The organism is Bacillus cereus group sp. N24, from assembly GCF_016483345.1.
In the GTDB taxonomy this organism is placed as follows: Bacteria; Bacillota; Bacilli; order Bacillales; family Bacillaceae_G; genus Bacillus_A; species Bacillus_A toyonensis.
Map to the genome: position 1 here is coordinate 32,521 of NZ_JAEHCA010000007.1, position 23,902 is coordinate 56,422.

Sequence of the window (23,902 nt, forward strand, 5' to 3'; positions counted from 1 at the left end):
TCCTTTAGGTTAAAAATGCAACCAACCTCTTAGGCGCGATGCTTCTACAATCTTACGAACTCCTTCAATATAAGCAGCAATTTTCATATTTACTCCAAAGTGTTTTGAAGTGTCAAGTACGTTAGAAAAACTAGATGTAATTTTCTCCTTTAAACATTGATCAACATATTGCTCTGTCCAATAATATCCTTGATTATTTTGACACCATTCAAAATAAGAAACAATAACACCACCCGAGTTTGCTAAAATATCTGGAATAACCAAAATTCCCTTTTCTTCTAACATCGTTATCGCCTCTTTTGTTGTTGGACCATTTGCAGCCTCAATGATAATCTTACATCCAAGCTTTCCTGCATTATGTTTCGTAATGACTCCCCCAATTGCCGCTGGAATGAGTACATCACATTCTTTTTCTAACAACTCCTGATTAGAAATTGTTTTACTAAAAAGATTCGATACTACACCGAAAGAATCTCTGTTTTCTAATAAATAAGGAACATCTAAGCCGTCTGGATTATAAATTCCTCCTATAGCATCTGATACCCCAACTACTTTCACACCAATATCATATAAATATTTCGCCAAATACCCTCCAACATTCCCAAATCCTTGAATAATAACTCTCATATTTTGTAGTGGAATTTGTTTTAACTCACTTACTAACTGAAGCGTATACAATACACCTTTAGAAGTTGCTGTCTCCCGTCCTTGTGATCCTCCTAGCATTAATGGCTTCCCGGTTATAAAGCCTGGAGAGTCAAACTCCCTAATATGGTCATATTCATCTAGCATCCAAGCCATAATTTGCGCATTTGTGTACATATCAGGAGCCGGAATATCTTTCGTCGGTCCCACAATTTGACTTACTGCCCTTACATACCCACGACTCAATAACTCTAATTCTCTAAAACTCATCTCCTGTGGATTACAAATAATCCCGCCCTTTGCGCCTCCATATGGCAGTCCTGTCACTCCACATTTCAAGCTCATCCAGCCAGCAAGTGCTTTTACTTCTTCTGCCGTAACATCTGGATGGAATCTAATACCACCTTTCGTTGGCCCAGCTGCGTCATTATGCTGAGCACGATACCCTTGAAATACCTTTGTTGTTCCATCATCCATACGAACAGGAATACTTACTTCTAAAAAACGCATTGGTTTTTTCAGAAATTCAAATACTTCGTCTGGATAATGTAAAAAATGAAGCGCCTCTTTTAATATAGCTTGAAATTCCTCTAAAGGATTTTCAACCTCACCTATATGTTTTTCTGACTGAATCGGCATGATAACACCCCGCTTTTTATTTTTACTAATTATACAAAGCAATAATCGTGCCAAGTGGTAATGCTACGGTAATCATATTGTGTCACCCTCCTACTTATGACGCTTTGAATGACTTATGCAATACTGCATGATTATTAAATATAAAAAGCAAAAGACATCGGGATTTATCCGATGTCTTTTGCTTTTTACATTTCCTGCACTTCTTCAAAATGCATTTGCGGAGGAGCTAAGCGGAACATATTTGTAATATATAAAAGATACCCCATTCCAATAGCAGCCCAGCAAATACCGAGAATAAGTGAATGAACATTGAGATTAAACCATAGTACTGCTACAGTACCAGCACCTAAAATAGGCATAACTAAAAAATTTAAACAGTCTTTTATCGTTTTATATCTTTTCTTCTTAATTACATAGTAGGAAATTACAGATAAATTAACAAATGTAAATGCAATAAGCGCTCCAAAATTAATAAGTGATGCTGCCGTTTCTAAATCAATGAATATCGCAGAGAGTGAAATAACTCCTACAATAATAATGTTATATACTGGCGTTCGCCAGTGAGGATGAATGTATCCGAATATTTTCTTCGGAATGACATTATCTCGCCCCATTACGTACAATAATCTAGACACACTTGTATGAGAAGCTAAACCAGACGCAAGTGTCCCCATAAGTGTTCCTACTAAAAAGAAAGCTTGAAATAGTTTTCCACCAACATATAGCGCAATTTCTGGAGACGCTGATTCTTTATCTTTAAATACAGATGTATCTGGAAAGAAAGATTGTGTAAAATACGTAGTTGTAATGAATAAAACTCCACCGATTAAAGCAGTAAGAAAAATAGCTCGAGGTATTGTCTTCCTCGCGTTTGGTGTCTCTTCCGAAAATGTAGTTACTGCATCAAAACCTAAAAATGAAAAACAAAGAATTGTTGCACCTGCAACTAACGGTGATATTTGTATATCTGATTGAAAAAACGGCTGAATGGAAAAAACTTCTCCTGTTCCCTCTCCCGCTAATAAACCTTTTATAACTAGAAAAACAAACACGGCCATTACTAGCACTTGAAATATTACTAAAAACGTATTGAAGTTAGCAGTAACATTTACGCTAATAACATTTATAAGTGTAATCAGTAGAATAAAACCAATGACCCATATCCAATTAGGAACACTTGGAAAAAATGCTGACAAATAAATTCTCGTTAATAGTGCGTTCACCATCGGCAGAAACAAATAATCCAATAATGCGGACCATCCAACAAGAAACCCAAGTCTTGCACTAATTGTTTTCTGTGTATACGTATAAGCTGATCCTGCGGTAGGAAAAACCTTTACCATTTTGCCGTAGCTTGCAGCGGTAAACAACATCCCTGCTAATGCAATCAAATAAGCTCCTGGAACATGCCCACCCGTTTTTTCCGAAACGATTCCAAACGTATCAAATCCAACCATCGGTGTCATATACCCGACCCCTAGCATAACAATTGACCAAAGCCCTAACGAACGTTTTAAACCAACTACTTTTCCCACCTATCATTCCCCCTACTTTCTCTATCTCATTTTCATTTGAAAATCGACAGCGAAAAGGAAACGCTTTCAAATAGCTGTATACATCATACCAACTATTACAGTTCCCTTTTGTTTTTAAATATCATGCAATTTTCGAGCCAAAATGTATGTAATTAAAAAATTCAATTCGAAAGAAAACATATAGGTGGAATGAGGCCTCACTTCTTCTCATTTTTTATTCATTTTGACATAAGTTATTCAATCTCTCATACTGCTAAATATAAAAAATAAAACTTTAATTCGTGTTTTTTATTTTCACTCCCTTACAAATTGGGCTTTTATGAGATAGGAATATTTCCATGAAATAATAACATTATGTAAACTATCCATAGAAAAAAGCTGTCTTTTCTATAAAGACAGCTTTTTCTATGACACGATATTAAAAATTGAATGCGAAGTCATCGTCAGATAACTTTTCAACGTTCGTTGCTTTTACGTAACCATTTCCTTTTACAGAGAAGAAATCATGGTTTTTCGTATCTGTACGTAGACCATTTAAAACGATTGGGTTAATTTCTTCTTCTTCAAACTTCGGCTCAAGTCCTAAATTCATAAGTCCTTTATTCGCATTGTAGCGAACGAAACGATTTACATCATCTACAAGACCGATAGAAGTGTAAATTTCTTCTGTGTATGCCATTTCAATTTCATATAGTTCCATTAATAACTCTTGCGTTTCTTTTTGCACTTCTTGTTGATCTTCTGCAGAAAGCTCTGCGAAAAGTTGTTGTGCTAAAATACCGACGAATACGCCGTGAATGGACTCATCACGAATGATTAGGTTAATAATTTCACCACTTGCCGTCAATTTACCTTGACCTGCTAAGTAAAGTGGATAGAAGAATCCACTATAGAATAAGTAACTTTCTAAGAACACACTTGCTACCATTGCCATGTATAACTCTTTTTTCGTTACTTGAGGCTTTAATAAACGACGATAGTAACGAGTAATAATACCAGCCTTTTTCTCAAGTAATGGATGATTGTCTACCCATTCAAAAATATCATCAATTTCTTCTTCAGTAGCTAACGTTGTGAAAATATGACTGTAACTCTTCGCATGTACTTCTTCCATAGCTCCCATGAAAGCTAATACACTTTTTGCTTGTAAATTTTCAAGATGAACAAGTACAAGTGGCATCCCTTCGCCACCTTGTTTCGTATCTAAAAGTGTTAAACCACCTAATACACGCTTATAAGCAACTTGCTCTTCTTTTGATAATTGTGCCCAAGTATTTTTGTCAGAAGACACCGCGATTTCTTCTTCTGTCCAAAACTGAGCGATGTTTTGCTTCCAAAACATTAAACTAAAATCGTCTTCCTTTTTGTTCCAGTTTACCGCACGCATTCAATCGCCCCTTCTCTAAATAAACATGAAAAATTGATAACTAAGCATGAGCAGGGTTCAGAAAACCCTGCTCATAATGTCTCACTTTTTTATATTAAACGGTACAAGCTACGCACTCTTCCACGCTTAATTTACGTGTTCTCGTATAATACAGACTCTTTAAGCCTTTTTTATGTGCATAGATGTAGTAACGTGCTAACTCACGTGTTGAAATATCACTATTAACGTAAAGAATTGTACTAATTCCTTGGTCAATATGCTCTTGAATTTCTGCAATTAAATCAATTAATTTAAACTGATTCATATCGTAAGAAGATTTATAGTACCAGAACGTATCTTTTGATAAATACGGCATTGGATAATATGTTGTCGCATTCGCATACGTTCTTGATTCGATTTGACTTACGATCGGCATTACGCTTGAAGTTGCATTTTGAACGTAACTGATAGATTGTGTTGGAGCGATAGCAAGACGGTATGAATTATATAATCCATTCTTCTGCACTTGCTCTTTTAAACTTGTCCAATCTTCTTTTGTTGGAATATGAATTCCTTCAAATAGTTGCTGAACTTTTTCAGTTACTGGGCTGTAATCTGTCGTTTCATACTTCTCAAAGTATGTGCCGTTCGCATAATCAGACTTATCGAAGTCTTTAAATGTTTCGCCTTTTTCTTTAGCGATTTCCATACTTTTCTCAATAGAGTAGTAATTTAACATCATAAAGAATGTACGAGCGAACTCTTTCGCTTCTGCACTTTCATAACCAATTTTATTTTTTGCTAAATATCCATGTAAGTTCATTGCTCCAAGTCCAACTGAATGAAGCTCATCATTTGCTTTTTTCACAGTTGGTGCATTCGGAATGATTGTCATATCAGAAACAGCTGTTAAAGCTTCCATTCCTGCATGAACTGCTTCACGAATTTCTTTATTTTCCATTACATTTACGATATTTAGTGATCCTAAGTTACAGTTAATATCGCGGCGGATAATGTCATCTGTACCGTAATCATTTATTTCAGAAGTTTCTTGTAGCTGGAAGATTTCTGTCTCGAATGTTCAACCGAGTTCGCTACTCCTCAGTCCGTTGCTCATGCAACTGCTGTATGTCACCATACAGGACAGACTATATCATCACCTACAGCATTACCTGATTAGGTGCTCCGCTTTTCGAACGCCAATCGCTTGCGCTCTACTCCCATAAGGGATAGTCGTTAGGCTTTTACTTATCTTAATCTTTCAGAAAGTCTCTTATTACTTTATGTTGTCTGATCACTCTGCTATACAAAATAATAAGATACATTCTGAACTTTTCTATGCTCATTCTAAGATAAGATTTAGCACGGTAGGTTACCTCAAACTTGAGGCTTTCCCCGTTTAACGGAGTTTTCGACTAGCATTTCTACTAGAAGGTGCTACATATTTAACACAAGTTCGACATCTTCACAGTTCCAATATCCTTCAGTGGATGCTGGTTATTTGCATTTGATTTAAACATTAAGTATGGGTAACCAGACTCAAGCTGAATCATTGCGATTTTAATAAGCATATCACGTGCACTAATATCTAGCGGCTTCTTCTTCACTTTCGGATTGCTCATTAATTCATCGTACATTTCATCAATATCAATATCATCTAAATGCTTGCCATATTCTTTAAACACCGTATAAGGCGCGAAAACATGGAAAGGTTCGTTTTTCTCAGCAAGCTCAAAGAACTTACTTGGAACGATAATTCCGATTGATAGAGACTGAATACGGCTCTTCTCGTCGGCATTTATTTTCTTTGTATCAAGGAATTCGATAATATCCCAATGGAAGATGTTTAAGTATACTGCACCAGCACCTTTTCGTTGGCCAAGTTGATTCGCATATGAAAACGAATCTTCAAGCAATTTCATAACAGGTACTACACCACTTGCAGCGTTATCAATCCCTTTAATTTGCTCACCACGCGCACGTAGCTTAGATAAGTTTAAAGCTACTCCCCCGCCAATTTTTGATAATTGCATTGCAGTATTAATGTTAAAGCCGATTGAATTTAAGCTATCGTCCATCTCTAACAAGAAACAAGACACCATTTCTCCTCTTCTGCTTCTTCCCGCATTTAAAAAGGTTGGTGTCGCTGGTTGGTAGTTTTGTTTTACAATCATGCTTGCGAATTGTTTTGCCTTCGCAACATCACCGCGTCCTAAGTATAATGACACAATTGCTACACGATCTTCATAGCTTTCTAAGTATTGTTTTTGATCATTCGTTTTTAACGCATAATCTTTGTAGAACTTAGATGCTGCCATATAAGATTGGAATTCGAAGTTTTCACCATAAGCGATGTTATATACTCCTTCTACTTCCTCCAAGCTATACTCGTCCAGAACATTGTAATAGTAATCATGTTCTTTCATATACTCCATTCGCTCTGCCACGCTATTAAAAGGAACGGTATTCTCTCTAGCTTCTTCCATAAAGACTTCTAATGCCTCTTTATCTTTATGAAGCTGATAAAAACCGTCCTGCATTTGCGTGATTTCATTATTCAGTTCAATGTGTCGCAATCTCCCGCACCCTTTCCTTAAAATATTCTACATCGTTATTTGTTCCTGATAACTCAAATTTTGATACAATAGGCACTTCATATTTAGCAGAAATTTTGTCAGCACTTGCACCGAACATGTCTCCCCAGTTACGATTGCCGCTTGCAGATACGCCTTTTAATTTGTCATTATTGCGCTCTAAAAATTCTAAAACACGTTCTGGTACATTGCCAAAACCTGTTGTATACGTAATAAGAATAAAGTCTTCATCTATTACTAGATCTTCACCAATTTGAACGGCCGGCATATTTAATTTGTGAATGAAACGCTTCACGTTTCCTGTCATAGAATCATATGCAACTAACATTTCCGACCCTCCCTCTCCAATCTATACTCTTTGTATGTCATTTCTTGATTTCTCTATATATTGTATTACGTTTCAAAATAAGACACAAGATATATGTATAAATTCTTTCTTTTTTTAACTTTTACTTTTCGACAAGACCGCCGATTTTTTTCAATACAATGACTATGAAACAACATTCTAAAACTCATGTCAATAAAGTGCTTTTCAAAAAAGTTGTCAACGAATTTAACCTCATTTTAAAAAAAGTTAACAATATATTTTGTCATAAAACGGCAAATGCTGGAGGAATATATTTCTCCAGCATCACGCAAAAAAGAACAGACATGAAACGATAATCTGTTCTAACAAACGATTACATTTATCAATTTTACTTTATTAAATATTATACATATACTTTCGTTGCTCGTTACATACTAAAAGATAACTATTATAGAAAAAGATTATTATTATGGCGTTTCAATTTATGTATGAAAAGTTTATTCAGAGTGCTCAATACGCAAAATATCTTTTACAAATATGTGATGCGGATTCTCATCTTTATCAAGCATTGTACATACAGGAGCTTCTTCATCAAAGTATACGATCATTCCTTCTACGTACTCATATGTCTGTTGAACTTGTACAGTTACTTTAATTTCTGCCGCTTGCTCATACGCCCTTTTTATTTTCTGAAGCATTTTTGTTGAACATTTTCGTTTCTCTGGATACATAACCATTCCCATACATCTATTTCCGGCTCTATCTTTCCACATATAATCCCAATGCGGTAAAATGCCTTGTTTAAAATCGCCCATAATTCTCCTCCCCTTTATCTTCTATTTATGAACGTGGCGTTTTTGAATATGTATAAATTACCTGTCCGCCGCGTTGTGCATTCCCAATAATATGTTTAAAATCTTCTCGACTTACTACAACTTTCCTAAACGTATAAAATACATCTTTCGTTGCAACATACTCCTTTATCTCACCATTTTTCAGCTGATCCAAAATTGTATTTGCTAATTGTTCATCCATGTATTTCACCTCTATGCAATATTTTATTTTATCGTATCTTTTATAGGTCAACAACTGTAAATTTTTCCTGTTGCTATGCCTTCATTTCATTTTCATTATTTTACAAGCAGTATTGCTTTATTATATGTCCACTAAATATCATATACTAACATAGCTACTTCTCTATATCAAACATTTTGGCATTCAATCATACAAAGTTCCATACCACTATGTTACAATATACAAATAGAACTAGGAGGGATACTATGATTCGGAAAGCAACAAAGACAGATGCAAAGGCAATATCTCCTTTATTGTATAATGCTCTGCATGAAATTGCTGAAAAAATCACTGGTAGCACAGTTGAAGCAAATGTATTACTAGGACTTGAAAAATGGTTCGTAAAAGAAAATAATCGATTGAGCTATGAAAACTGTTTAGTGGCGGAACAAGATGGAAAGGTAGTTGGGGTTATTGTCGCTTATCACGGTAGTGACGCTCAACAACTTGATGCACCAATCATACGCCACTTAAGAGAACTACATGAAGATGAATCCATTACGTTAGAAAAAGAAGCTGAACTTGATGAGTATTATATTGACACGTTGTCAGTTTCAAATATGTACGGCGGACGTGGCATTGGCTCTAAGTTAATCGATGCAGCTGAACTTCATGCAGCTGAAACAGGTTATGAAAAAATCGCCTTACTTGTTAATTTAGAAAACAAGCGTGCTTTTTCACTGTATGAAAAACTAGGTTACAACAAAGATAAAACCGTAATGCTCGTTGGCGAACCTTATGCTCATCTAATAAAACCATTACGTACATTGGTTTCTATATCTTAAAAAAAAGCACACGATTTTATATAAAATCGTGTGCTTTTAAGTTAATTTTGTATTTAATACACTTCCATTCATCGCCTCATGGAACGTATACTTTGTATATCCCCACGGCTTCCGATGAAAAATAGGAGGTCCAGACCATCCCATCGCCCTCAGTTCCGCACCAATCATCGTATTAAAATAGCTATGTCCTACTATCGCGATTTTCCCGTGCACCATTGCATAGTGATGTAACATGTTAGCAGCTTCTTTTGCCCTTCCCCTTGCTTCCTTATACGACTCAACATCTTTATGATACCCAACCATCCATAAAGCACGTCCAATAAAAAACCAAGTCCCCGGCTTACATTTAAACCATTCTGGTGCAAAAAAACTCGACGGTACTTCTACTTCCCTAAAAAGAGAATTTTGCACAAAGGACAAAGAATTCATTAATTCCGCTGCTGACTGTACAGCACGTCTTTGATCACTCGATACAATTAAATTTGCCGATTCTACTGCCTCAATTGTTTCAATCGGTATGTTACATTCCCTACTCATACTATCTACATCATATCTCTTCAGCCATTCATGAAATGAAGTAATTGTCATCGGTTCTATAGTACTATTCAAGCGACCATGACGAATAAAAGATATCCACATTCTTTTCACTCTCCATTCATCACTTACGAACTATATTATGTACTATTTCTTACATTCATCATAACATGCTGAAAATAAAAGTTACATATTGTTACATATCTCCGCCACTACTATGAGTAACTGAAGCATCTATTCCATCAAAATATGTATTCGTTTCATGTTGACGAATTTTCTTCAACTGTGTATAAGAAAATAAATATAAGAACAAAGCTATAAAGCTCCCCATAATTTCAAACATTATTTTACCGCTCCTATTTCCCCCTTATTAAACAGACCAACATCCATTTTCATTATAAAGATATAAACACTTTTTCTCCAGCATCATATGAAATATGGATATTATCTTACAAAATATGAATATTTTTCGACTTTTTCCTTTGAAAACATTTACAAAACAGGAAACATAGTTCAAAATAAAGGAAAATAAAAAATCCCAAATTATTCTTTTTTGGAAAAACTGTAACAAGGAGAGTTGCTTATGCAGATCGCAGAAACTGGAGATATCATCGAATTTAAAGGTGGAATGCAAGGCCGTGTTCAAAAGGTAAATCAAAACTCTGTTATTGTTGATATAACAATTATGGAGAATTTTAGAGAACTAGATATGGAACCTCTTACAGTTGTAAGTCATAAAAACTATACTGTCATTAATCAAAATGCATAATATAATAGAAAGAAAAGTCCTGTATAGTATACAGGACTTTTCTTTCTATTAACGATTATCAATCGTTTCCGGATATAGATCGTGGTTCATCATACGGTAATCTGCCATTTGTTCATACTTCGTTCCTGGTCGACCGTAGTTGCAATATGGATCAATTGAAATACCACCACGTGGTGTGAATTTGCCCCATACTTCAATGTAACGCGGATCCATTAATTTAATTAAATCATTCATAATTACATTCATACAATCTTCGTGGAAGTCACCGTGATTGCGGAAGCTAAATAAATATAACTTTAAAGATTTACTCTCTACCATTCTTTGTTCAGGAATGTAGCTAATATAAATTGTTGCAAAGTCTGGTTGTCCTGTTTTCGGACATAAGCTTGTAAATTCAGGACAATTGAATTTTACAAAGTAATCACGGTTTGGATGGTTATTATCAAATACCTCTAAAATTTCTGGGCTATATTCAAATAAATATTTTGTATTTTGATTTCCTAATAATGTTACATCTTTTAAATCTTCATCTAATCTTCCTGCCATTTTAAACATCCCTTCTCTTTATACGCCTCGTTTATTTCCCCATACTAACGCATGAAGCTGCGGCAATACTTTCGCATCATTCATTTTTTTACAATTAACAGCTTTTTCAATAAGCCACTCATACTTATCTAATAATTTTTTAATAAGCATTGCATCATCCACTGTTTTCGTATCATCGTTCCCTACTTGTAAGAAAAATGGTACAGATGGATAACGTTCGTGCATCTTAACTGCATATTCAAAGTCGCGATCATCGAATACTACTACTTTTAAACTAATATCTTTTCCTGCTAGTTTCTGAATTACAGCATCTAACTTTTGATAATCTGTTTTCATTCCCGAACTTGGTGGTTTTGGCGAAATGGTTATCTCATCAATTTGAAGTAACCAATCTTGCCATTTACTCCCTTGTGTTTCTATCGCCGTTCGCATCCCATTCTCTTTTAATATAGAAAGAAGCGACTCAATATTTTTCAATAAAACAGGATTCCCACCCGAAATCGTAACATGAGAGAAATTTTCTCCTCCAATTTCAACAAGCTCATTCCAAATGTCTTCCGCTGGCATTTGTCTAATTTGATCTTTTGCCGATCCATCCCATGTAAAAGCAGAATCACACCAAGAACAGCTATAGTCACAGCCAGCAGTTCGAATAAACATAGTCTTTTGCCCGACAACCATGCCTTCTCCTTGAATAGTCGGACCGAATATTTCTAAGACAGGGATTTTACTCATCGAGCATCCACTCCCGTCTTACTTCCGCATAACTAGTTGGCGTCTCAAATAGACGAACAAATTCAACACGAGCTCCTTTATATTCGTTCACACGATTATCTTTCGTTAATGCTTCTGCCATCTTTTCATAAATCCAAACGACCATATTCTCAGCAGTCGTATTCATCGCTGGTAATGTTTCGTTTAAATAACGATGATCTAAATATATTTCAATTTCGTTTTTCCAAATTTCTTTTATATCTCCAAAGTCAATTGCAAGGCCTATTTCATTTACATATCCACTAATCCCAAATACAACTTTATATGTGTGACCATGTAAGTTTTTACATTTTCCTTCATAACAGTGTAAATGGTGTGCTGCATCAAATGTAAATTCCTTGCTGACCATTACTCTTTTATTATGATATTTGAGTTGTTTACGTTGAATATCCTTGTCCATTTTTTGCAAATTTTCTACGATGCGAAATCCAAAGAAATTATCCATTAGTTGTTCGCTCCTTCGCGTTCTTGTAAGTACGTATCTAATCCTGCTTTACGAAGTTGACATGCTGGACATTCACCGCAACCATCACCAATGATTCCGTTATAACATGTTAATGTTTTTTCTCTAACAAACTCGAATGCGCCAAGTTCATCAGATAATTTCCACGTGTCTGCTTTATCAATCCACATAAGTGGTGTATGAATGACAAATGGATAATCCATAGATAAATTTAATGTAACGTTTAACGATTTCACAAACACGTCACGGCAATCTGGATAACCACTAAAATCAGTTTCACATACACCCGTTACAATATGACGTGCCTCAACTTGTTTTGCTAATACAGCAGCAAATGATAAGAATAGTAAATTTCGTCCATCTACAAATGTCGATGGCAATTCACCTTCTTCATGTATAATCTCCATATCCGTTCTCGTTAACGCATTTGGAGCAAGTTGATTTAATAGACTCATATCTAGTACCGTATGTTTAATTCCTAGCTCTTTCGCAATTTCCACTGCACAATCAATTTCTAATTTATGACGTTGATTGTAATTAAATGTTACAGCTTCTACTTCTGCAAACTGCTCTATTGCCCAAAATAAACATGTTGTACTATCTTGTCCACCACTAAAAACAACAACTGCTTTTTCTTTTTTCATTTCACTCATTCTCCTTCTCTACTACGAATAAGAAGAAAGAACGTTCTTGAACTGTCACAATAAAAAAACAAAACAATACCTAAGGATATTGTTGTTTCCATAGTTTTTTATAGAGGGAGTTCGCGAACCTCTCCCATGCGGTGCATGGAATTTCTTCTTTCATTGACAAAACATATTGTAACATATTGTATACTATCAGAAAAAATTTCTGATTTTTCCGCTATTTTATATTCCATTTCTTTCATTTTATAGTATGATTAATTTACTATTCGGAGAGAGGAGGCATCCCACTGAAACACTTTATTATTTACCTCTTTTTAAATATTTTATCCATTCTCGTTACAATGCTTATTTATCACTTATTTTGGAATCAAAAAGGGAAACGGTCTCCTAAATTAAATTCGGCTATATTTATTGTACTGTGTTGCCTCGCTACAATACTATGTATCACTTTTGCAGCAAAAACAAATAATGGTTTTCAATTTGATATGCGTCATATCGTATTAATTGTCGGTACATTGACAGGAGGGCCTATTGCTGGTGGTTCTATTTTAGCTGTATTAAACATATATCGCTTCTTATTAGGAGGAATAGGTGTTTTCCCATCCCTTATCGCTTCTATTGTTCTATTTATTGTTCTACTATTAACGTACAAATTTTTCAATCGAACTTCTAATCGTATAAAAATAGCACTTGCTATTATTTACAGTCTCACATATGGATTTAGCTGGATACCCTTCTTCCTTTCAGAAGTTACAAATAAGGTAGATTATATACCCCATATTATTGTGTATGAGTTATGTACGATGCTTGGTACGATCCTTATTTTATATTTACTACACATATTACAAACTCAGGTTCGTCTCCAAAATGAGCTTATGAACGCTGAGAAATTTCATTTAATCGGTGAAATGGCAGCTTCCATCTCGCACGAAATTCGCAATCCTTTAACTTCAACGAAAGGATTTTTACAACTATTGCAGTCTGATACATGTACCGAGCAAGAACGGAAATTATATATCGATATTGCCATTAATGGTATCGAGCAAGCAAATCATGTTCTCACAGACTATTTAACCTTTGCAAAACCGAGTATTGAAAAAGAACAAACACTACAACTCGAGGAAGAATTACTGCATGCACTATCTTTAATTACACCACTTGCCAATTTAACAAATGTCCGTACTCATTACATAAAGCAAAGTACTTCTTTCTTTATCGCTGGAGAGAAGCAAAAACTAAACCAATGCTTATTAAATATTTTAAAAAACTGCATTGAAGCTATGCCAAAAGGCGGCGATCTTTATTTCACATTAGTTCCTGATCATAAGCATATCCAGCTATATATAAAAGATACAGGAGTTGGTATGGATCAAGAACAAGTGAAGCGCCTCGGTTCTCCTTTCTATTCAACGAAAGAAAAAGGGACTGGTCTTGGAATGATGGTTGTATTCAGTGTTGTTCAAGCTATGAATGGAAAAATTGATATTATAAGTGAAAAAGGAATCGGTACAACCTTCTTATTAACCTTTCCACTCATACAAAAAACGTGATGAAATAATCATCACGTTTTTTCTGTTCCTTCAACTAATTCAGCAAAAGCTTTCACTTTTCCATGTGGTTTTTGATTCTCTTTACGTGCTTTCCAAGCACGCTCTTCTTCTCTCTTTTTCTTGGACATACTTTTCAACTCCTTCTTTTCTTTCTCCATGTAGTATTCCAAAGTAAGAAAGAAAACTATGCATGTATCAAAAAAAGAAGTGGTTTCCCACTTCTTCCACTTTATCGCTGCAAAATTGCGTATTTCGCCTCTTTTAACTGTGTAAGATGCCTTTGCTCATGCAAATCAAGAAATTGAGCCCACTGATACAAATTCAAATCATTAAAAACAGGATGCTTTAATCCATTTGCAACTAATTCTTTTTCATCTATGATACTATGAAGCGCATGTAATAGTTCTTGTCGTGAATGTTCTAGCAATTGAATTCCTTGCTGTTTTTTCATTAAAGTTTCTGTTGGTTGCATTTGCTGAGGAGCTTCTCTTTTATGTGTGCGATCAAGCGTAAGTTGGAGGTCTTTAAATGGAGTCGCATTTCTTTCATTTTTGTGTAGAGCATATACAAGGGCAGATGTGACAGATTGTTCAACTAAATGTAAGTGATGTAAAATTTGAATAATACTCCATTTATCACGGCGTGGCTTTACATTCACTTCTGTATCATTTAACATTTCAATTTCTGATAATAGCGTGCTTCGGGTAGACTGCAATGAGTTCACCAAACTTTCTAAACTCACATCCATATTAGATTGAAGCATACTTCTTTCCCCCTTTTTTGTTGGTGAAAAGAGGTGTTCCTTCTTAGAAACACCTCTTTAGTATTCTGAATTTTCTTTTATTATCTCATCATTTCCCCATTATGTCGATGTTAAACATGTGAAAAAAAGCGCATGTTTTTTACAATTTTGTGTCGTCAATCGCATGTAGCCATGCTTCAATTTCTGTAATGACACTTTTCACACAACCTTCAGCAAATGGTGATGTTAAATTTGCCACTTCTACTAATTCCAAGAATGATTTACTTCCACCTTGTTGGCAAAGGTTCACATAATCTTCCCATGCCTCTTGTCTATTATCTCTTGCGCGCTTCCAAAATTGCAGTGCACAAATTTGAGCTAACGTGTAGTCAATATAGTAGAACGGCGAGCTATAAATATGTCCCTGACGTTGCCAGAAGCCACCGCGCTCTAAATAATCATTATCTTCATAATCACGATGCGGTAAATATTTCTTCTCTATGTTACGCCATGCTGTCTTACGCTCTGCTGGTGATGCTTCTGGATTTTCATATACATAATGTTGGTATTCGTCGACAGATACACCATATGGTAAAAACAGAAGTGCTGAACTTAAGTGTGAGAAATAATATTTATCTGCATCTTCTTCAAAGAATAGTTTCATCCATGGCCATGTAAAGAATTCCATACTCATAGAATGAATCTCACACGCTTCATATGTTGGCCAATTATATTCTGGAATTTCAAATTTACGACTTTCATATACTTGGAAAGCATGACCAGCTTCATGTGTTAATACATCAATGTCACCAGATGTTCCATTGAAGTTTGAGAAAATAAATGGCGCTTTATAATTTTCGATATATGTACAATATCCGCCACCAGCTTTTCCTTTTTTCGCAACTAAGTCTAATAAATCATTATCTAACATGAAATTGAAAAATTCATCTGTTTCAGCTGATAACTCTTTATACATCGTTTTCCCATGATTAATAATCCAATCTGCATCTCCTTTTGGAGTTGGATTACCTGTAGCAAATTCAAAGTTTTCATCGTAATATGCTAGCTTTTCTACACCGATACGTGCTTTTTGTCTCTTTCTTAATTCCGTTGTAACTGGAACGATATAATCAAGTACTTGCTGACGATAATTCGCAACCATCTCCGCATTGTAATCTGTACGATACATTCTTGCATATCCTAGTTCAACAAAGTTTTTGAAACCTAAAGATTTCGCAATTTTCGTTCTTACTTTAACAAGCTCATCATAAATACGATCTAGTTCTTCCTCATTTCCAGCTAAAAATCCGTAGTATGCTTCACTTGCTGATTTACGTTCACTTCTTTCTTTTCCTTGCATAAATGGAATCAGTTGCGATAATGTTCTTTCTTCTCCTGCAAAGTCAATTTTTGCAGATGCTAACAACTGTGTATATTGTGAAGACAATTTATTCTCTAATTGTAAATCTTTCACGATTTCATCTGAATATGTTTTTAAATCACATTCTGCTAGAGCGAATAATTGCTTTCCGTAATAGGCTTCTAATTCTTCACGAAATGGAGAACTAATTAACGCCTTATAATATTTTGTTCCATATCCTTGTACAACTGGAGAGTATTCATCAAAGAAATCTTGCTCCTCCTTATAAAAAGCATCTGTCGTATCAACAGAATGACGAATGTAACAAAGATTCCCCATTGTACCAAAATCATTGCGAATTTCATTAATTGAATTGATAACTTGTTTTTGTTCTTCTACAGTTTTTGTGTTATCAAATTTCTCTAAAGCAACAGTAAATTTCTCTTTTAATTCTTCAATATTTGGCCGTTTATATTCATAGTCTTTAAATGACATGAACGAGCCTCCTCTCCATTATGTATACCTTTACTATAATTCAATACTTCTTCCCAAATCCCCTCTTAGTTTTCAACAAAATTCGGCAGCTGCCATCTTACTTACTTATATGCAAAAAAGCCTTGGATTTTTTATCCAAAGCTCCTTTGGAACATAGTATCACTTTTCATACTTTCCAATTTTTTTCAACAAATCAAGTAATTCATCCTTTTCATCCTTCGTTAACATTTCAAAAGACTGATGTATAACTTGCTCATGCCCCGGAAAAATAGAAGCAATAAAACTCTCCCCAGACTCCGTTAATTGCGCATAAATAACACGTCTGTCATTCGGACATGGGATTCTCTTTACTAATCCCTTTTTTTCCAGCTTATCTACAACATATGTAATGCTGCCACTAGCTATTAAAATGCGCTCACCAATTTGCTGAAGTGGTTGACCACCTTTATGATATAGCAGTTCTAATACAGCAAATTCAGTTGGATTTAACCCGTTACTTTGTATAGATTTATTTGTAGTATCCATAACAGAACGGTGTACACGAGATAATGCAATAAATACTTTTAAAGATTGAGAAATATCTTCTCGTTCATTATTTGATGTCATACAACTTTCAACCCTTCACTTAAATTCTCAGCAATAAAAAGAAAATACAGCTTAATACTTCATGTGAGTTCCGAATGAGCATTCACTCATCCATTTCCTCTCCCCTAATATATTACGAATGATTCTTGAATAAAAACATGACAATTTTAACATAGTTTATATATAATGATAATAAAAAAAGAAGGAGTACCACATTTGAAAGTCAAATTCCAAAGCATAGTTTTATATATATTGCTTGTTATCCTACCAACGATAGTGATTGGTGCTACATTTTATTCCTATCATACGTATAAAATGAAGCAGGAAAACAAAACATCTGCTCATACGGTTCTCTTTTTATATAGAGACTATTTAGATCATCACCTTGGTGAAGCAATTTCTGCCTTAGAAATGCTTGCAAAAGTCGTAGGTACCGAGACTGGTAACATAAATGGGATTAAACAAATTGTACATGATACAGATGGAAACGATGCGCGCTTTTCTGGTCTATATTACGTTACACCAGAAGGAATCATTACCATCGCATCAGAAAGCGAATCAAGACCTGTAGACGTCTCAGACCGCAAGTATATTCAAGACGCATTACAAACTAAGAAAACAACTGTATCATCCGTCATTACAGATCGCGTCCTTGGACATCAAGCTATTATAATCGCTTCCCCAATATTTAACAAACAGAAGGAACTCTCAGGCTTATTGTTAGCAAGTTTACGCTTTGACTACATTTCATCTTCTTTAAATGCTATTAAACCACAATACCATTTCGAAGTAACTGATAAACATGATGTAGTTTTTCTAACTGATGACAATAATGAAACAAGCGATGCGCATTCTAATATGCTCACTACCCCACTCCAAAGGTTAAATTGGAAGGTCTCTGTTTCTCCATTACCTATCCACAAGCAAACTTTATACCAATGGGTTGCAATAGAATGTATAGCTACTTTATTTTTAATGTCTATCTTATTTTTACTCGCTCAATATATGTTATTAAAACGGCAAACAAAGCTGGAAAGACAACAAAATGAACTGCAAAAAATTGAATTGGTTGGAACTTTTGCAGCGAGTACAGCCCACGAAATCCGCAATCCTCTTACGGGAATTAAAGGACTCGTTGCGCTATTAAAAGAAAAATATAAAGATGAACAGGATCAGTTTTACTTTTCCATCATCGAACAAGAAATAGAGAGAATTAATGAAATTGTAAGTGAATTTCTTATTCTTGGAAAGCCAACTGCTATCATTGAACAAACATATGATGTGAGAACTATTCTAAATGAGGTAGCATTGATTATTCAATCTGAGGCGAATCTACATAACATTGTATTCCATCTACATTTGCCAGACCATCCTGTTCATATCCGTTGCTCAAAAGACCATATGAAACAAGTGGTTTTAAACATTACAAAAAATGCAATTGAAGCCATGACTTCTAGTGACACACTAACCATTGTCATAACAGACAATGAAACACACGCACAATTGCAAATTATTGATACTGGAAAAGGTATTCCAAAACATATTCAAAAACACCTCTTTCATCCGTTCTTTACTAATAAAGATACTGGAACAGGTCTTGGACTTGTCATATGTAAACGAATTGTAGAGATGTACGATGGGCATATTTTTATTGACAGTAAAGAAAACGAAGGAACGACAGTTCATATCGAAATACCGTTACATAAAGTATAATTATCCTTATCACAAAAGGGTAATTATACTTATTTCATAAAACCCGCCACAAGCATTCGCCAAAAATTATTCGATTTTCCTTCATATCCGATTTGGAAAATAGGTACCTTTATAATGGAAAACCATTTTGGTGTTTGTTTTTCTTTATAGCGCTGGTATTGTAAAATAAGCTTGTCCAATTCTTGACTAACTTGAATTGTTTCCCTACTAGTTAACCCGCTTGTTAATCCTAGTTGAATCATTTCTTCACGCTTCATATGAATATCACGTGAAAGCTTTTCTAATGTGTACTTCCTTTTTACAGTAAACATCCATATCCCCCTTATTATTCTTCCATGCTCTCAACTTCACTATTGACCTTTTACCTGCTTAATCATATTCAAATTTGAAGAATCAGAAAATTAAACATTTTCTCCCTGTAATTTACAAATCTTTACCCTCACTTTGAGAATTATTACAAATTATTCTATCTTTGTAAATACATTCGCAATAATAGACATTTTTTTCATCTTCTTTTTTTACAAATACCAATTAAATAGCGGTTTCTCTATTTAACATATACTTTTCTTCGACATTTTTTGTTTAATTTATATAAAAACGCAAAACATAATGATGATTGATAAAGTGAAACCTTATCAATCACCAATCGGGCGTTTACGAGCAGTGGATCTCCCCCTAACTTCTTTGCTCCAGCCGAATTTTGAGGTGAGAATCTTACTGCCCGCAAATAGCGGGATAAAATAGAAAGGAAATATTTATATGCGCAAATATACGATTGCATTGCTCATTTTTACTATGTTCTTACCATCCTTCTTGTTTCCGATTCAAGCCAATGCCCATACAAATAAAGTAGCTATTGTCATTGACGACTTCGGAAATAATATGAAGGGAACTGATAAAATGTTATCACTTCCCATTCCACTGACTGTTGCTGTTATGCCTTTCCTTCCTTCTACAAAAGAAGATGCAATAGCAGCCCATAAAAAAGGCCATGAAGTTATTATACATATGCCAATGGAACCTATTAAAGGTAAAAAAGAATGGCTTGGACCAAAAGCACTTACAACTGATTTAAGCGATGAAGAAATAAACAACCGACTCGAACAAGCGATTAAAGAAGTACCGCATGCAATTGGAATGAACAATCATATGGGATCAAAAGTAACAGCTGACGAAAGAATTGTACGTCTTATACTTACAGCTTGTAAAAAACACGGTTTATTTTATTTAGATAGCAAAACAAACCCTAATAGTGTCGTCCCACAAATCGGAAAAGAATTAGGGGTGCCTATTATTGAAAACCAACTATTTTTTGATGATGTTTATACAGCAGGACATATTTCAAAACAAGCTCAATTACTTATCAAAAAAATTCAAGAAAAACCAATTATGGTAGCTATCGGACACGTTGGGCCTCCAGGTGAAATTACATCACGTGTTATAGAAACCTCTATTCCCAAAATTCGCGAGCATGCAGACTTTATTTTTTTGTCTGATTTAGCATTATCTCCACCTGCTGTTTCAAAATAAAGTGAAACTTTAATTAGTGGGGCATTCACCACTAATTATTAGCCCTCACCAATCGGGCGTTTACGGGCGGCGGTGCTCCCAAAAATAGTGGGAGACAATTCATCACTTACACGAAAAAAAGGTACCACTCTACATATAGCAGATTGGTACCTTTCCTTTTCACTTAAATATAATCTACATGACTCACTCTGAATCCTTTTTTTTCTATTTTTTCGATTAATTTCTTTAATCTTTTTTCATCTAACTCATCTGATATATTTACGATAATACGGCGAATATATTGATCACCGTTATCTAGCGTAAACAACCCACCGATATTATATGCTTTTAACAATGTCCCAAGCTCTTTAATCGTTCCCTTACAATCTTGTGTTGCAATTGTTAATATATAACCACCCGTCCGCATACCGAATGAGTCTTCAATAACATCAAATACATTGGAATGTGTTAAGATACCAACAAATTCATTATAATCATTTAGCACCGCTAAAAATGGGAGACGACGAATCACATAAAAAGCTCTGAAGAAAGAATCCTTTTCAAAAATAAATGCAGAGGAATTTTCTAACATATCTCCTGTACTTACATGCTCTAATCCGCTATTACACTTCTTTTCTAATAAATCTACTTTATAAATAATCCCCATGAATAGCTTCTCATCTTCTGCTAATACAGGGATTGCTCGAAATCCCGTTTCATTCATAATTTGTAATGCTTTTTCACCAGTATCATTTATCTTGCAATAAGTCACCTGCTGTTTTGGCAGAAAATGATATTTAACTCGCAAAATATGTTCCTCCTTACATGTCAACATGTAATCTATATATAATAAGGAGACCTATATTTTATGAGTAAAATTATTTTTAAAACGCTTTCATTTATTTATGGAATTGTAACAACATCGCAAACATTTTTATATAACAGAGCTCTTCGCACCTTTTATCATTAACAACTTTACATGATAGTTCATTAAATATTCTATACCCTCTAGCCATTTTTTCGCTTCTTCTGGCGTTTTCCCCCACACAATCATGCCGTAATTATGAACGAGAACTACTCCTCCACCTTCAATAAAATTCGGAACATTACTTTCTAACAAATCAGCAAATTTCTTTTCATCTTCTACAATTGGAATTGTCATTTCTGTTATACCTTCTTTTCCAAAAACACGTTCCACGCTACGTTTATCGAATGTTACTTCTCTTTCTTCTCCGTATAACTCTGATATTAAATGGCTATCTACAGTCTGTACTTGTAAAATACATTCCGCACTGCTTTTTTTATAAATATCCGCATGCATAAATGACTCTGCCGCTGGTTTTTCCTCGTTTTCAAACACTGGCTCACACATGCAATTGACAACAATAAAATCCTCTTCTGAAAACAATCCTTTATCTCTTCCCTCGACATTCACTAAAAATGTTAATGGCTCTTTTGACGTACATAACGATAAACTAATTTTTGTACCATAAAACCAATCACGAAGTGCCAATTCAGATTTCACATCTTTTAATTCATTCCATTTCTTCAGAAAAAATAACATTTCGTCACCCCCGTCGTAATATTTATATAATGTTCGAATCCTTTCTATGTAAAAGGAGTATTTTTTGATTATTCTAAAAATTTAATTGAATTATCACATGAGAATGCTTTTTTGTCAATATGATTTCAACGCTCCTCGTAAAAATAGGCTACTCACATACCAATCCCGCCGTCCATGTCCTACTTCATGTTACAATAAAAAATACGTTATTCTTCTAATGAAAGAATAACGTATTTTTCTCATTTGCTTTAAGTTCGTAAAGAATGACGGATCTTTTATCTTCGCATTCGCAACTGTTAAAAATTTAAAATGCGGCATATATTTCAATGCACGATAATCAATAATCTCATTCGTATTTAAAAACAAGTCCTTTACTTGCAATAACTCTTCTTTCGTAATTGGTGTATTTAAATCTTTTCTATTACATACTTTTTTATTAACAAATTCTCTTAATTATTTATCTGTTATCATATTTTGGCTATCCACTTGATTCTTTGTTTCCGTATGGCATGAATTAGAGTTATCATCTGCTTTCTCTGTTTCTTTGTCGCCTAATGTTGCTACTACTAGCGCCTTAATATAATTTTTTCAAAATAAAATTCCCTTATATTGATAACTGCAATATTACATGTAAAATATGTTTCTAGCGATACACAATAAAAATCCCTTTATTCAAAGGGATTTTTTACCTATCGTATGAAGAATTTCACTTTTTTCTTTCTCATTAATAAAACCAATTTTTTGTAAAATATTTGCATACAATACAAGTTTATTATATATGCGTTCTGACATATTCCCCCTTCTTTCCTTCAGCCAACTTTTTTTATATTGGTAAATTATATGAAGGAAATGAGAAAATGTGTCCACTTTTTGCATGAATGCAAACCTTTTATTTCATTACTGCTTTCACTTTATTTAACACACTGTCCATTGAATATTATGCTTCTTAACTTCTTCTTCAAAACTATATGGCATTTTCTTATCACAAATAACATGTTGAATACGAGAAAATCCTGCTATTCTATAATTCCCTTTTACACCTACTTTTGTATGGTCGCATAAAATATATGTTTTCTCAGCTAATTTCATCATCGCTTCCGACAGTTTTGCTTTTTCTAATTCAAAACTGGAAACGCCAAAACTAGGTAATAACCCATCAATCGAAACAAACGCTTTATGAAAATGAAATTGATGAATCACTTGCTGAGAAATAGATCCTGATACACGCGAATGCTTTGGTGATACTTTTCCACCAATAAATAAAACTTCACCGTGAAACATCTTTTTATTAATAGAAGAGATTAATTGTGTCGCTACTGGAAAAGAACTCGTAACAATCGTTAAATTTTTTCGATGAACAAGATATGGAACCATCTGAAGTGGTGTACTTCCGTCATCAATTGCAATGACATCACCATCTTCTACAAATGTTGCTGCTTTATAACCAATTCTTTTCTTCTCTTCTATATGTAGCATTTCTCTTTCTAACATCGGCGCCTCTATCCCGGCACCTGGAAGTTGAACAGCTCCACCATACACTTTCTTCAACTTTTTTTCACGATCTAACTCTTCTAAATATCGACGAATTGTTTCTGTTGATACAGCGAATTCTCTCGCTAATTCTGAAACCTTTACTTTTCCTTTAAACTCTACTTTTTCAAGAATAGTCCGCTTTCTTTCTTCTCCTACTACAGACATAGCTTCAC

Annotated in this window: 26 protein-coding genes, 2 pseudogenes and 1 riboswitch; of the genes and pseudogenes, 5 read left to right on the forward strand and 23 right to left on the reverse strand. The window is 34.5% G+C overall.

Annotated elements, in window-relative coordinates:
- Positions 1 to 9: 9 nt before the first annotated feature.
- The 8 genes and pseudogenes from JDS95_RS12740 to JDS95_RS12775 form a co-directional block, all read right to left on the reverse strand.
- Positions 10 to 1,284 carry a Glu/Leu/Phe/Val family dehydrogenase gene (locus tag JDS95_RS12740; protein WP_001122429.1) on the reverse strand — a complete coding sequence of 425 codons (1,275 nt, stop codon included), beginning with the start codon at positions 1,282 to 1,284 and terminating at the stop codon, positions 10 to 12.
- A 185-nt stretch (positions 1,285 to 1,469) separates the two neighbouring features.
- A complete protein-coding gene (locus JDS95_RS12745; protein ID WP_085450001.1) occupies positions 1,470 to 2,819 on the reverse strand; it encodes an APC family permease in 1,350 nt (449 codons plus the stop codon).
- Between the two features lie 418 nt (positions 2,820 to 3,237).
- Positions 3,238 to 4,206, reverse strand: a complete 969-nt coding sequence (nrdF, locus tag JDS95_RS12750) for a class 1b ribonucleoside-diphosphate reductase subunit beta (RefSeq protein ID WP_001203017.1) — start codon at positions 4,204 to 4,206, stop codon at positions 3,238 to 3,240.
- Between the two features lie 94 nt (positions 4,207 to 4,300).
- A complete protein-coding gene (locus JDS95_RS12755) occupies positions 4,301 to 5,251 on the reverse strand; it encodes a ribonucleotide reductase large subunit (RefSeq protein WP_073990709.1) in 951 nt (316 codons plus the stop codon).
- Positions 5,252 to 5,633: 382 nt separating this feature from the next.
- Positions 5,634 to 6,761: pseudogene (locus JDS95_RS12760) on the reverse strand (ribonucleotide reductase N-terminal alpha domain-containing protein); the annotation flags it as partial.
- Positions 6,748 to 7,107: a class Ib ribonucleoside-diphosphate reductase assembly flavoprotein NrdI gene (gene nrdI / locus JDS95_RS12765; protein ID WP_000959449.1), complete on the reverse strand. Its 360-nt coding sequence runs from the start codon at positions 7,105 to 7,107 to the stop codon at positions 6,748 to 6,750. The pseudogene JDS95_RS12760 and the gene nrdI, both read right to left, overlap by 14 nt.
- Positions 7,108 to 7,583: 476 nt before the next feature.
- A complete protein-coding gene (locus tag JDS95_RS12770; protein ID WP_000502193.1) occupies positions 7,584 to 7,901 on the reverse strand; it encodes a hypothetical protein in 318 nt (105 codons plus the stop codon).
- Positions 7,902 to 7,926: 25 nt separating this feature from the next.
- Positions 7,927 to 8,121, reverse strand: coding sequence for a hypothetical protein (locus JDS95_RS12775; RefSeq protein ID WP_000344285.1), 195 nt, complete (start codon positions 8,119 to 8,121; stop codon positions 7,927 to 7,929).
- Positions 8,122 to 8,366: 245 nt separating this feature from the next.
- On the opposite strand from JDS95_RS12775, the gene JDS95_RS12780 reads away from it, so the two are divergent.
- Positions 8,367 to 8,945, forward strand: a complete 579-nt coding sequence (locus tag JDS95_RS12780) for a GNAT family N-acetyltransferase (RefSeq protein ID WP_000619577.1) — start codon at positions 8,367 to 8,369, stop codon at positions 8,943 to 8,945.
- A gap of 36 nt (positions 8,946 to 8,981) precedes the next feature.
- On the opposite strand, the gene JDS95_RS12785 is transcribed toward JDS95_RS12780, so the two are convergent.
- Together JDS95_RS12785 and JDS95_RS12790 are read right to left on the reverse strand one after the other, a co-directional pair.
- Positions 8,982 to 9,584, reverse strand: a complete 603-nt coding sequence (locus JDS95_RS12785) for a histidine phosphatase family protein (RefSeq protein WP_000264991.1) — start codon at positions 9,582 to 9,584, stop codon at positions 8,982 to 8,984.
- 91 nt (positions 9,585 to 9,675) lie between these two features.
- Positions 9,676 to 9,822 carry a hypothetical protein gene (locus JDS95_RS12790; protein ID WP_000461689.1) on the reverse strand — a complete coding sequence of 49 codons (147 nt, stop codon included), beginning with the start codon at positions 9,820 to 9,822 and terminating at the stop codon, positions 9,676 to 9,678.
- A 240-nt stretch (positions 9,823 to 10,062) separates the two neighbouring features.
- Between JDS95_RS12790 and JDS95_RS12795 the strand changes: the two genes are divergently transcribed.
- Entirely contained in the window at positions 10,063 to 10,248 is a 186-nt protein-coding gene (locus JDS95_RS12795) for a YkvS family protein (RefSeq protein WP_001165081.1), read from the forward strand.
- Between the two features lie 48 nt (positions 10,249 to 10,296).
- On the opposite strand, the gene queF is transcribed toward JDS95_RS12795, so the two are convergent.
- The 4 genes from queF to queC are packed head-to-tail and all read right to left on the reverse strand — an operon-like array spanning position 10,297 to position 12,675.
- Positions 10,297 to 10,794 carry a preQ(1) synthase gene (gene queF / locus JDS95_RS12800; RefSeq protein WP_000918895.1) on the reverse strand — a complete coding sequence of 166 codons (498 nt, stop codon included), beginning with the start codon at positions 10,792 to 10,794 and terminating at the stop codon, positions 10,297 to 10,299.
- Between the two features lie 18 nt (positions 10,795 to 10,812).
- The gene (gene queE / locus JDS95_RS12805) at positions 10,813 to 11,529 is read right to left on the reverse strand and encodes a 7-carboxy-7-deazaguanine synthase QueE (protein ID WP_000036310.1); all 717 of its coding nucleotides are present in this window, start codon (positions 11,527 to 11,529) and stop codon (positions 10,813 to 10,815) included.
- Positions 11,522 to 12,013 carry a 6-carboxytetrahydropterin synthase QueD gene (queD, locus tag JDS95_RS12810; RefSeq protein ID WP_000368413.1) on the reverse strand — a complete coding sequence of 164 codons (492 nt, stop codon included), beginning with the start codon at positions 12,011 to 12,013 and terminating at the stop codon, positions 11,522 to 11,524. The genes queE and queD overlap by 8 nt, the downstream gene beginning before the upstream one ends.
- Positions 12,013 to 12,675, reverse strand: a complete 663-nt coding sequence (queC, locus tag JDS95_RS12815; RefSeq protein ID WP_000711600.1) for a 7-cyano-7-deazaguanine synthase QueC — start codon at positions 12,673 to 12,675, stop codon at positions 12,013 to 12,015. The genes queD and queC overlap by 1 nt, the downstream gene beginning before the upstream one ends.
- Positions 12,676 to 12,768: 93 nt before the next feature.
- Positions 12,769 to 12,812: riboswitch (PreQ1 riboswitch) on the reverse strand.
- A 207-nt stretch (positions 12,813 to 13,019) separates the two neighbouring features.
- On the opposite strand from queC, the gene kinB reads away from it, so the two are divergent.
- Positions 13,020 to 14,228, forward strand: a complete 1,209-nt coding sequence (gene kinB / locus JDS95_RS12820; RefSeq protein WP_002038243.1) for a sporulation sensor histidine kinase KinB — start codon at positions 13,020 to 13,022, stop codon at positions 14,226 to 14,228.
- Between the two features lie 11 nt (positions 14,229 to 14,239).
- Here the strand turns inward: kinB and JDS95_RS31125 are convergent, their stop codons facing one another.
- The 4 genes from JDS95_RS31125 to JDS95_RS12835 all read right to left on the reverse strand — a co-directional run bounded on the left by JDS95_RS31125 (position 14,240) and on the right by JDS95_RS12835 (position 17,431).
- Entirely contained in the window at positions 14,240 to 14,356 is a 117-nt protein-coding gene (locus tag JDS95_RS31125; protein WP_000038354.1) for a DUF6254 family protein, read from the reverse strand.
- Between the two features lie 101 nt (positions 14,357 to 14,457).
- Positions 14,458 to 14,991: a DinB family protein gene (locus JDS95_RS12825; RefSeq protein WP_000941966.1), complete on the reverse strand. Its 534-nt coding sequence runs from the start codon at positions 14,989 to 14,991 to the stop codon at positions 14,458 to 14,460.
- Between the two features lie 139 nt (positions 14,992 to 15,130).
- Entirely contained in the window at positions 15,131 to 16,825 is a 1,695-nt protein-coding gene (locus JDS95_RS12830; protein WP_000008590.1) for a M3 family oligoendopeptidase, read from the reverse strand.
- Between the two features lie 159 nt (positions 16,826 to 16,984).
- Positions 16,985 to 17,431 (reverse strand): MarR family winged helix-turn-helix transcriptional regulator, encoded by a 447-nt coding sequence (locus JDS95_RS12835; RefSeq protein WP_000203343.1) that lies wholly within the window; start codon positions 17,429 to 17,431, stop codon positions 16,985 to 16,987.
- Between the two features lie 195 nt (positions 17,432 to 17,626).
- Here JDS95_RS12835 and JDS95_RS12840 point away from each other — a divergent pair, with 195 nt between their 5' ends.
- Complete coding sequence (locus JDS95_RS12840; RefSeq protein WP_000865074.1) at positions 17,627 to 19,123, forward strand: DUF3149 domain-containing protein; 1,497 nt, start codon at positions 17,627 to 17,629, stop codon at positions 19,121 to 19,123.
- A gap of 29 nt (positions 19,124 to 19,152) precedes the next feature.
- On the opposite strand, the gene JDS95_RS12845 is transcribed toward JDS95_RS12840, so the two are convergent.
- Positions 19,153 to 19,434: an aspartyl-phosphate phosphatase Spo0E family protein gene (locus JDS95_RS12845; protein WP_000495542.1), complete on the reverse strand. Its 282-nt coding sequence runs from the start codon at positions 19,432 to 19,434 to the stop codon at positions 19,153 to 19,155.
- 448 nt (positions 19,435 to 19,882) lie between these two features.
- On the opposite strand from JDS95_RS12845, the gene JDS95_RS12850 reads away from it, so the two are divergent.
- Positions 19,883 to 20,653 (forward strand): divergent polysaccharide deacetylase family protein, encoded by a 771-nt coding sequence (locus tag JDS95_RS12850; protein ID WP_001234113.1) that lies wholly within the window; start codon positions 19,883 to 19,885, stop codon positions 20,651 to 20,653.
- A gap of 163 nt (positions 20,654 to 20,816) precedes the next feature.
- Here JDS95_RS12850 and cbpA read toward each other — a convergent pair whose 3' ends face one another.
- From cbpA to JDS95_RS12870, 4 genes and pseudogenes are all read right to left on the reverse strand, one after another.
- Complete coding sequence (gene cbpA / locus JDS95_RS12855) at positions 20,817 to 21,440, reverse strand: cyclic di-AMP binding protein CbpA (protein WP_001264227.1); 624 nt, start codon at positions 21,438 to 21,440, stop codon at positions 20,817 to 20,819.
- Between the two features lie 126 nt (positions 21,441 to 21,566).
- A complete protein-coding gene (locus tag JDS95_RS12860) occupies positions 21,567 to 22,196 on the reverse strand; it encodes a class II aldolase/adducin family protein (RefSeq protein WP_000895994.1) in 630 nt (209 codons plus the stop codon).
- A 231-nt stretch (positions 22,197 to 22,427) separates the two neighbouring features.
- A pseudogene (locus tag JDS95_RS31130) lies at positions 22,428 to 22,754 on the reverse strand (NEAT domain-containing leucine-rich repeat protein); the annotation flags it as partial.
- A gap of 357 nt (positions 22,755 to 23,111) precedes the next feature.
- Positions 23,112 to 23,894 (reverse strand): DeoR/GlpR family DNA-binding transcription regulator, encoded by a 783-nt coding sequence (locus JDS95_RS12870; RefSeq protein ID WP_000117656.1) that lies wholly within the window; start codon positions 23,892 to 23,894, stop codon positions 23,112 to 23,114.
- Positions 23,895 to 23,902: the final 8 nt, after the last annotated feature.

Excerpts from the sequence above, each read along its gene's own strand:
- JDS95_RS12740 (WP_001122429.1), bottom strand. The coding sequence starts at position 1,284 with ATGCCGATTCAGTCAGAAAAACATATAGGTGAGGTTGAAAATCCTTTA.
- nrdF (WP_001203017.1), bottom strand. The coding sequence starts at position 4,206 with ATGCGTGCGGTAAACTGGAACAAAAAGGAAGACGATTTTAGTTTAATG.
- nrdI (WP_000959449.1), bottom strand. The coding sequence starts at position 7,107 with ATGTTAGTTGCATATGATTCTATGACAGGAAACGTGAAGCGTTTCATT.
- JDS95_RS12770 (WP_000502193.1), bottom strand. The coding sequence starts at position 7,901 with ATGGGCGATTTTAAACAAGGCATTTTACCGCATTGGGATTATATGTGG.
- JDS95_RS12775 (WP_000344285.1), bottom strand. The coding sequence starts at position 8,121 with ATGGATGAACAATTAGCAAATACAATTTTGGATCAGCTGAAAAATGGT.
- JDS95_RS12780 (WP_000619577.1), top strand. The coding sequence starts at position 8,367 with ATGATTCGGAAAGCAACAAAGACAGATGCAAAGGCAATATCTCCTTTA.
- JDS95_RS12785 (WP_000264991.1), bottom strand. The coding sequence starts at position 9,584 with ATGTGGATATCTTTTATTCGTCATGGTCGCTTGAATAGTACTATAGAA.
- JDS95_RS12790 (WP_000461689.1), bottom strand. The coding sequence starts at position 9,822 with ATGTTTGAAATTATGGGGAGCTTTATAGCTTTGTTCTTATATTTATTT.
- JDS95_RS12795 (WP_001165081.1), top strand. The coding sequence starts at position 10,063 with ATGCAGATCGCAGAAACTGGAGATATCATCGAATTTAAAGGTGGAATG.
- queF (WP_000918895.1), bottom strand. The coding sequence starts at position 10,794 with ATGGCAGGAAGATTAGATGAAGATTTAAAAGATGTAACATTATTAGGA.
- queE (WP_000036310.1), bottom strand. The coding sequence starts at position 11,529 with ATGAGTAAAATCCCTGTCTTAGAAATATTCGGTCCGACTATTCAAGGA.
- queD (WP_000368413.1), bottom strand. The coding sequence starts at position 12,013 with ATGGATAATTTCTTTGGATTTCGCATCGTAGAAAATTTGCAAAAAATG.
- queC (WP_000711600.1), bottom strand. The coding sequence starts at position 12,675 with ATGAAAAAAGAAAAAGCAGTTGTTGTTTTTAGTGGTGGACAAGATAGT.
- kinB (WP_002038243.1), top strand. The coding sequence starts at position 13,020 with ATGCTTATTTATCACTTATTTTGGAATCAAAAAGGGAAACGGTCTCCT.
- JDS95_RS31125 (WP_000038354.1), bottom strand. The coding sequence starts at position 14,356 with ATGTCCAAGAAAAAGAGAGAAGAAGAGCGTGCTTGGAAAGCACGTAAA.
- JDS95_RS12825 (WP_000941966.1), bottom strand. The coding sequence starts at position 14,991 with ATGCTTCAATCTAATATGGATGTGAGTTTAGAAAGTTTGGTGAACTCA.
- JDS95_RS12830 (WP_000008590.1), bottom strand. The coding sequence starts at position 16,825 with ATGTCATTTAAAGACTATGAATATAAACGGCCAAATATTGAAGAATTA.
- JDS95_RS12835 (WP_000203343.1), bottom strand. The coding sequence starts at position 17,431 with ATGACATCAAATAATGAACGAGAAGATATTTCTCAATCTTTAAAAGTA.
- JDS95_RS12845 (WP_000495542.1), bottom strand. The coding sequence starts at position 19,434 with ATGTTTACTGTAAAAAGGAAGTACACATTAGAAAAGCTTTCACGTGAT.
- JDS95_RS12850 (WP_001234113.1), top strand. The coding sequence starts at position 19,883 with ATGCGCAAATATACGATTGCATTGCTCATTTTTACTATGTTCTTACCA.
- JDS95_RS12860 (WP_000895994.1), bottom strand. The coding sequence starts at position 22,196 with ATGTTATTTTTTCTGAAGAAATGGAATGAATTAAAAGATGTGAAATCT.
- JDS95_RS12870 (WP_000117656.1), bottom strand. The coding sequence starts at position 23,894 with ATGTCTGTAGTAGGAGAAGAAAGAAAGCGGACTATTCTTGAAAAAGTA.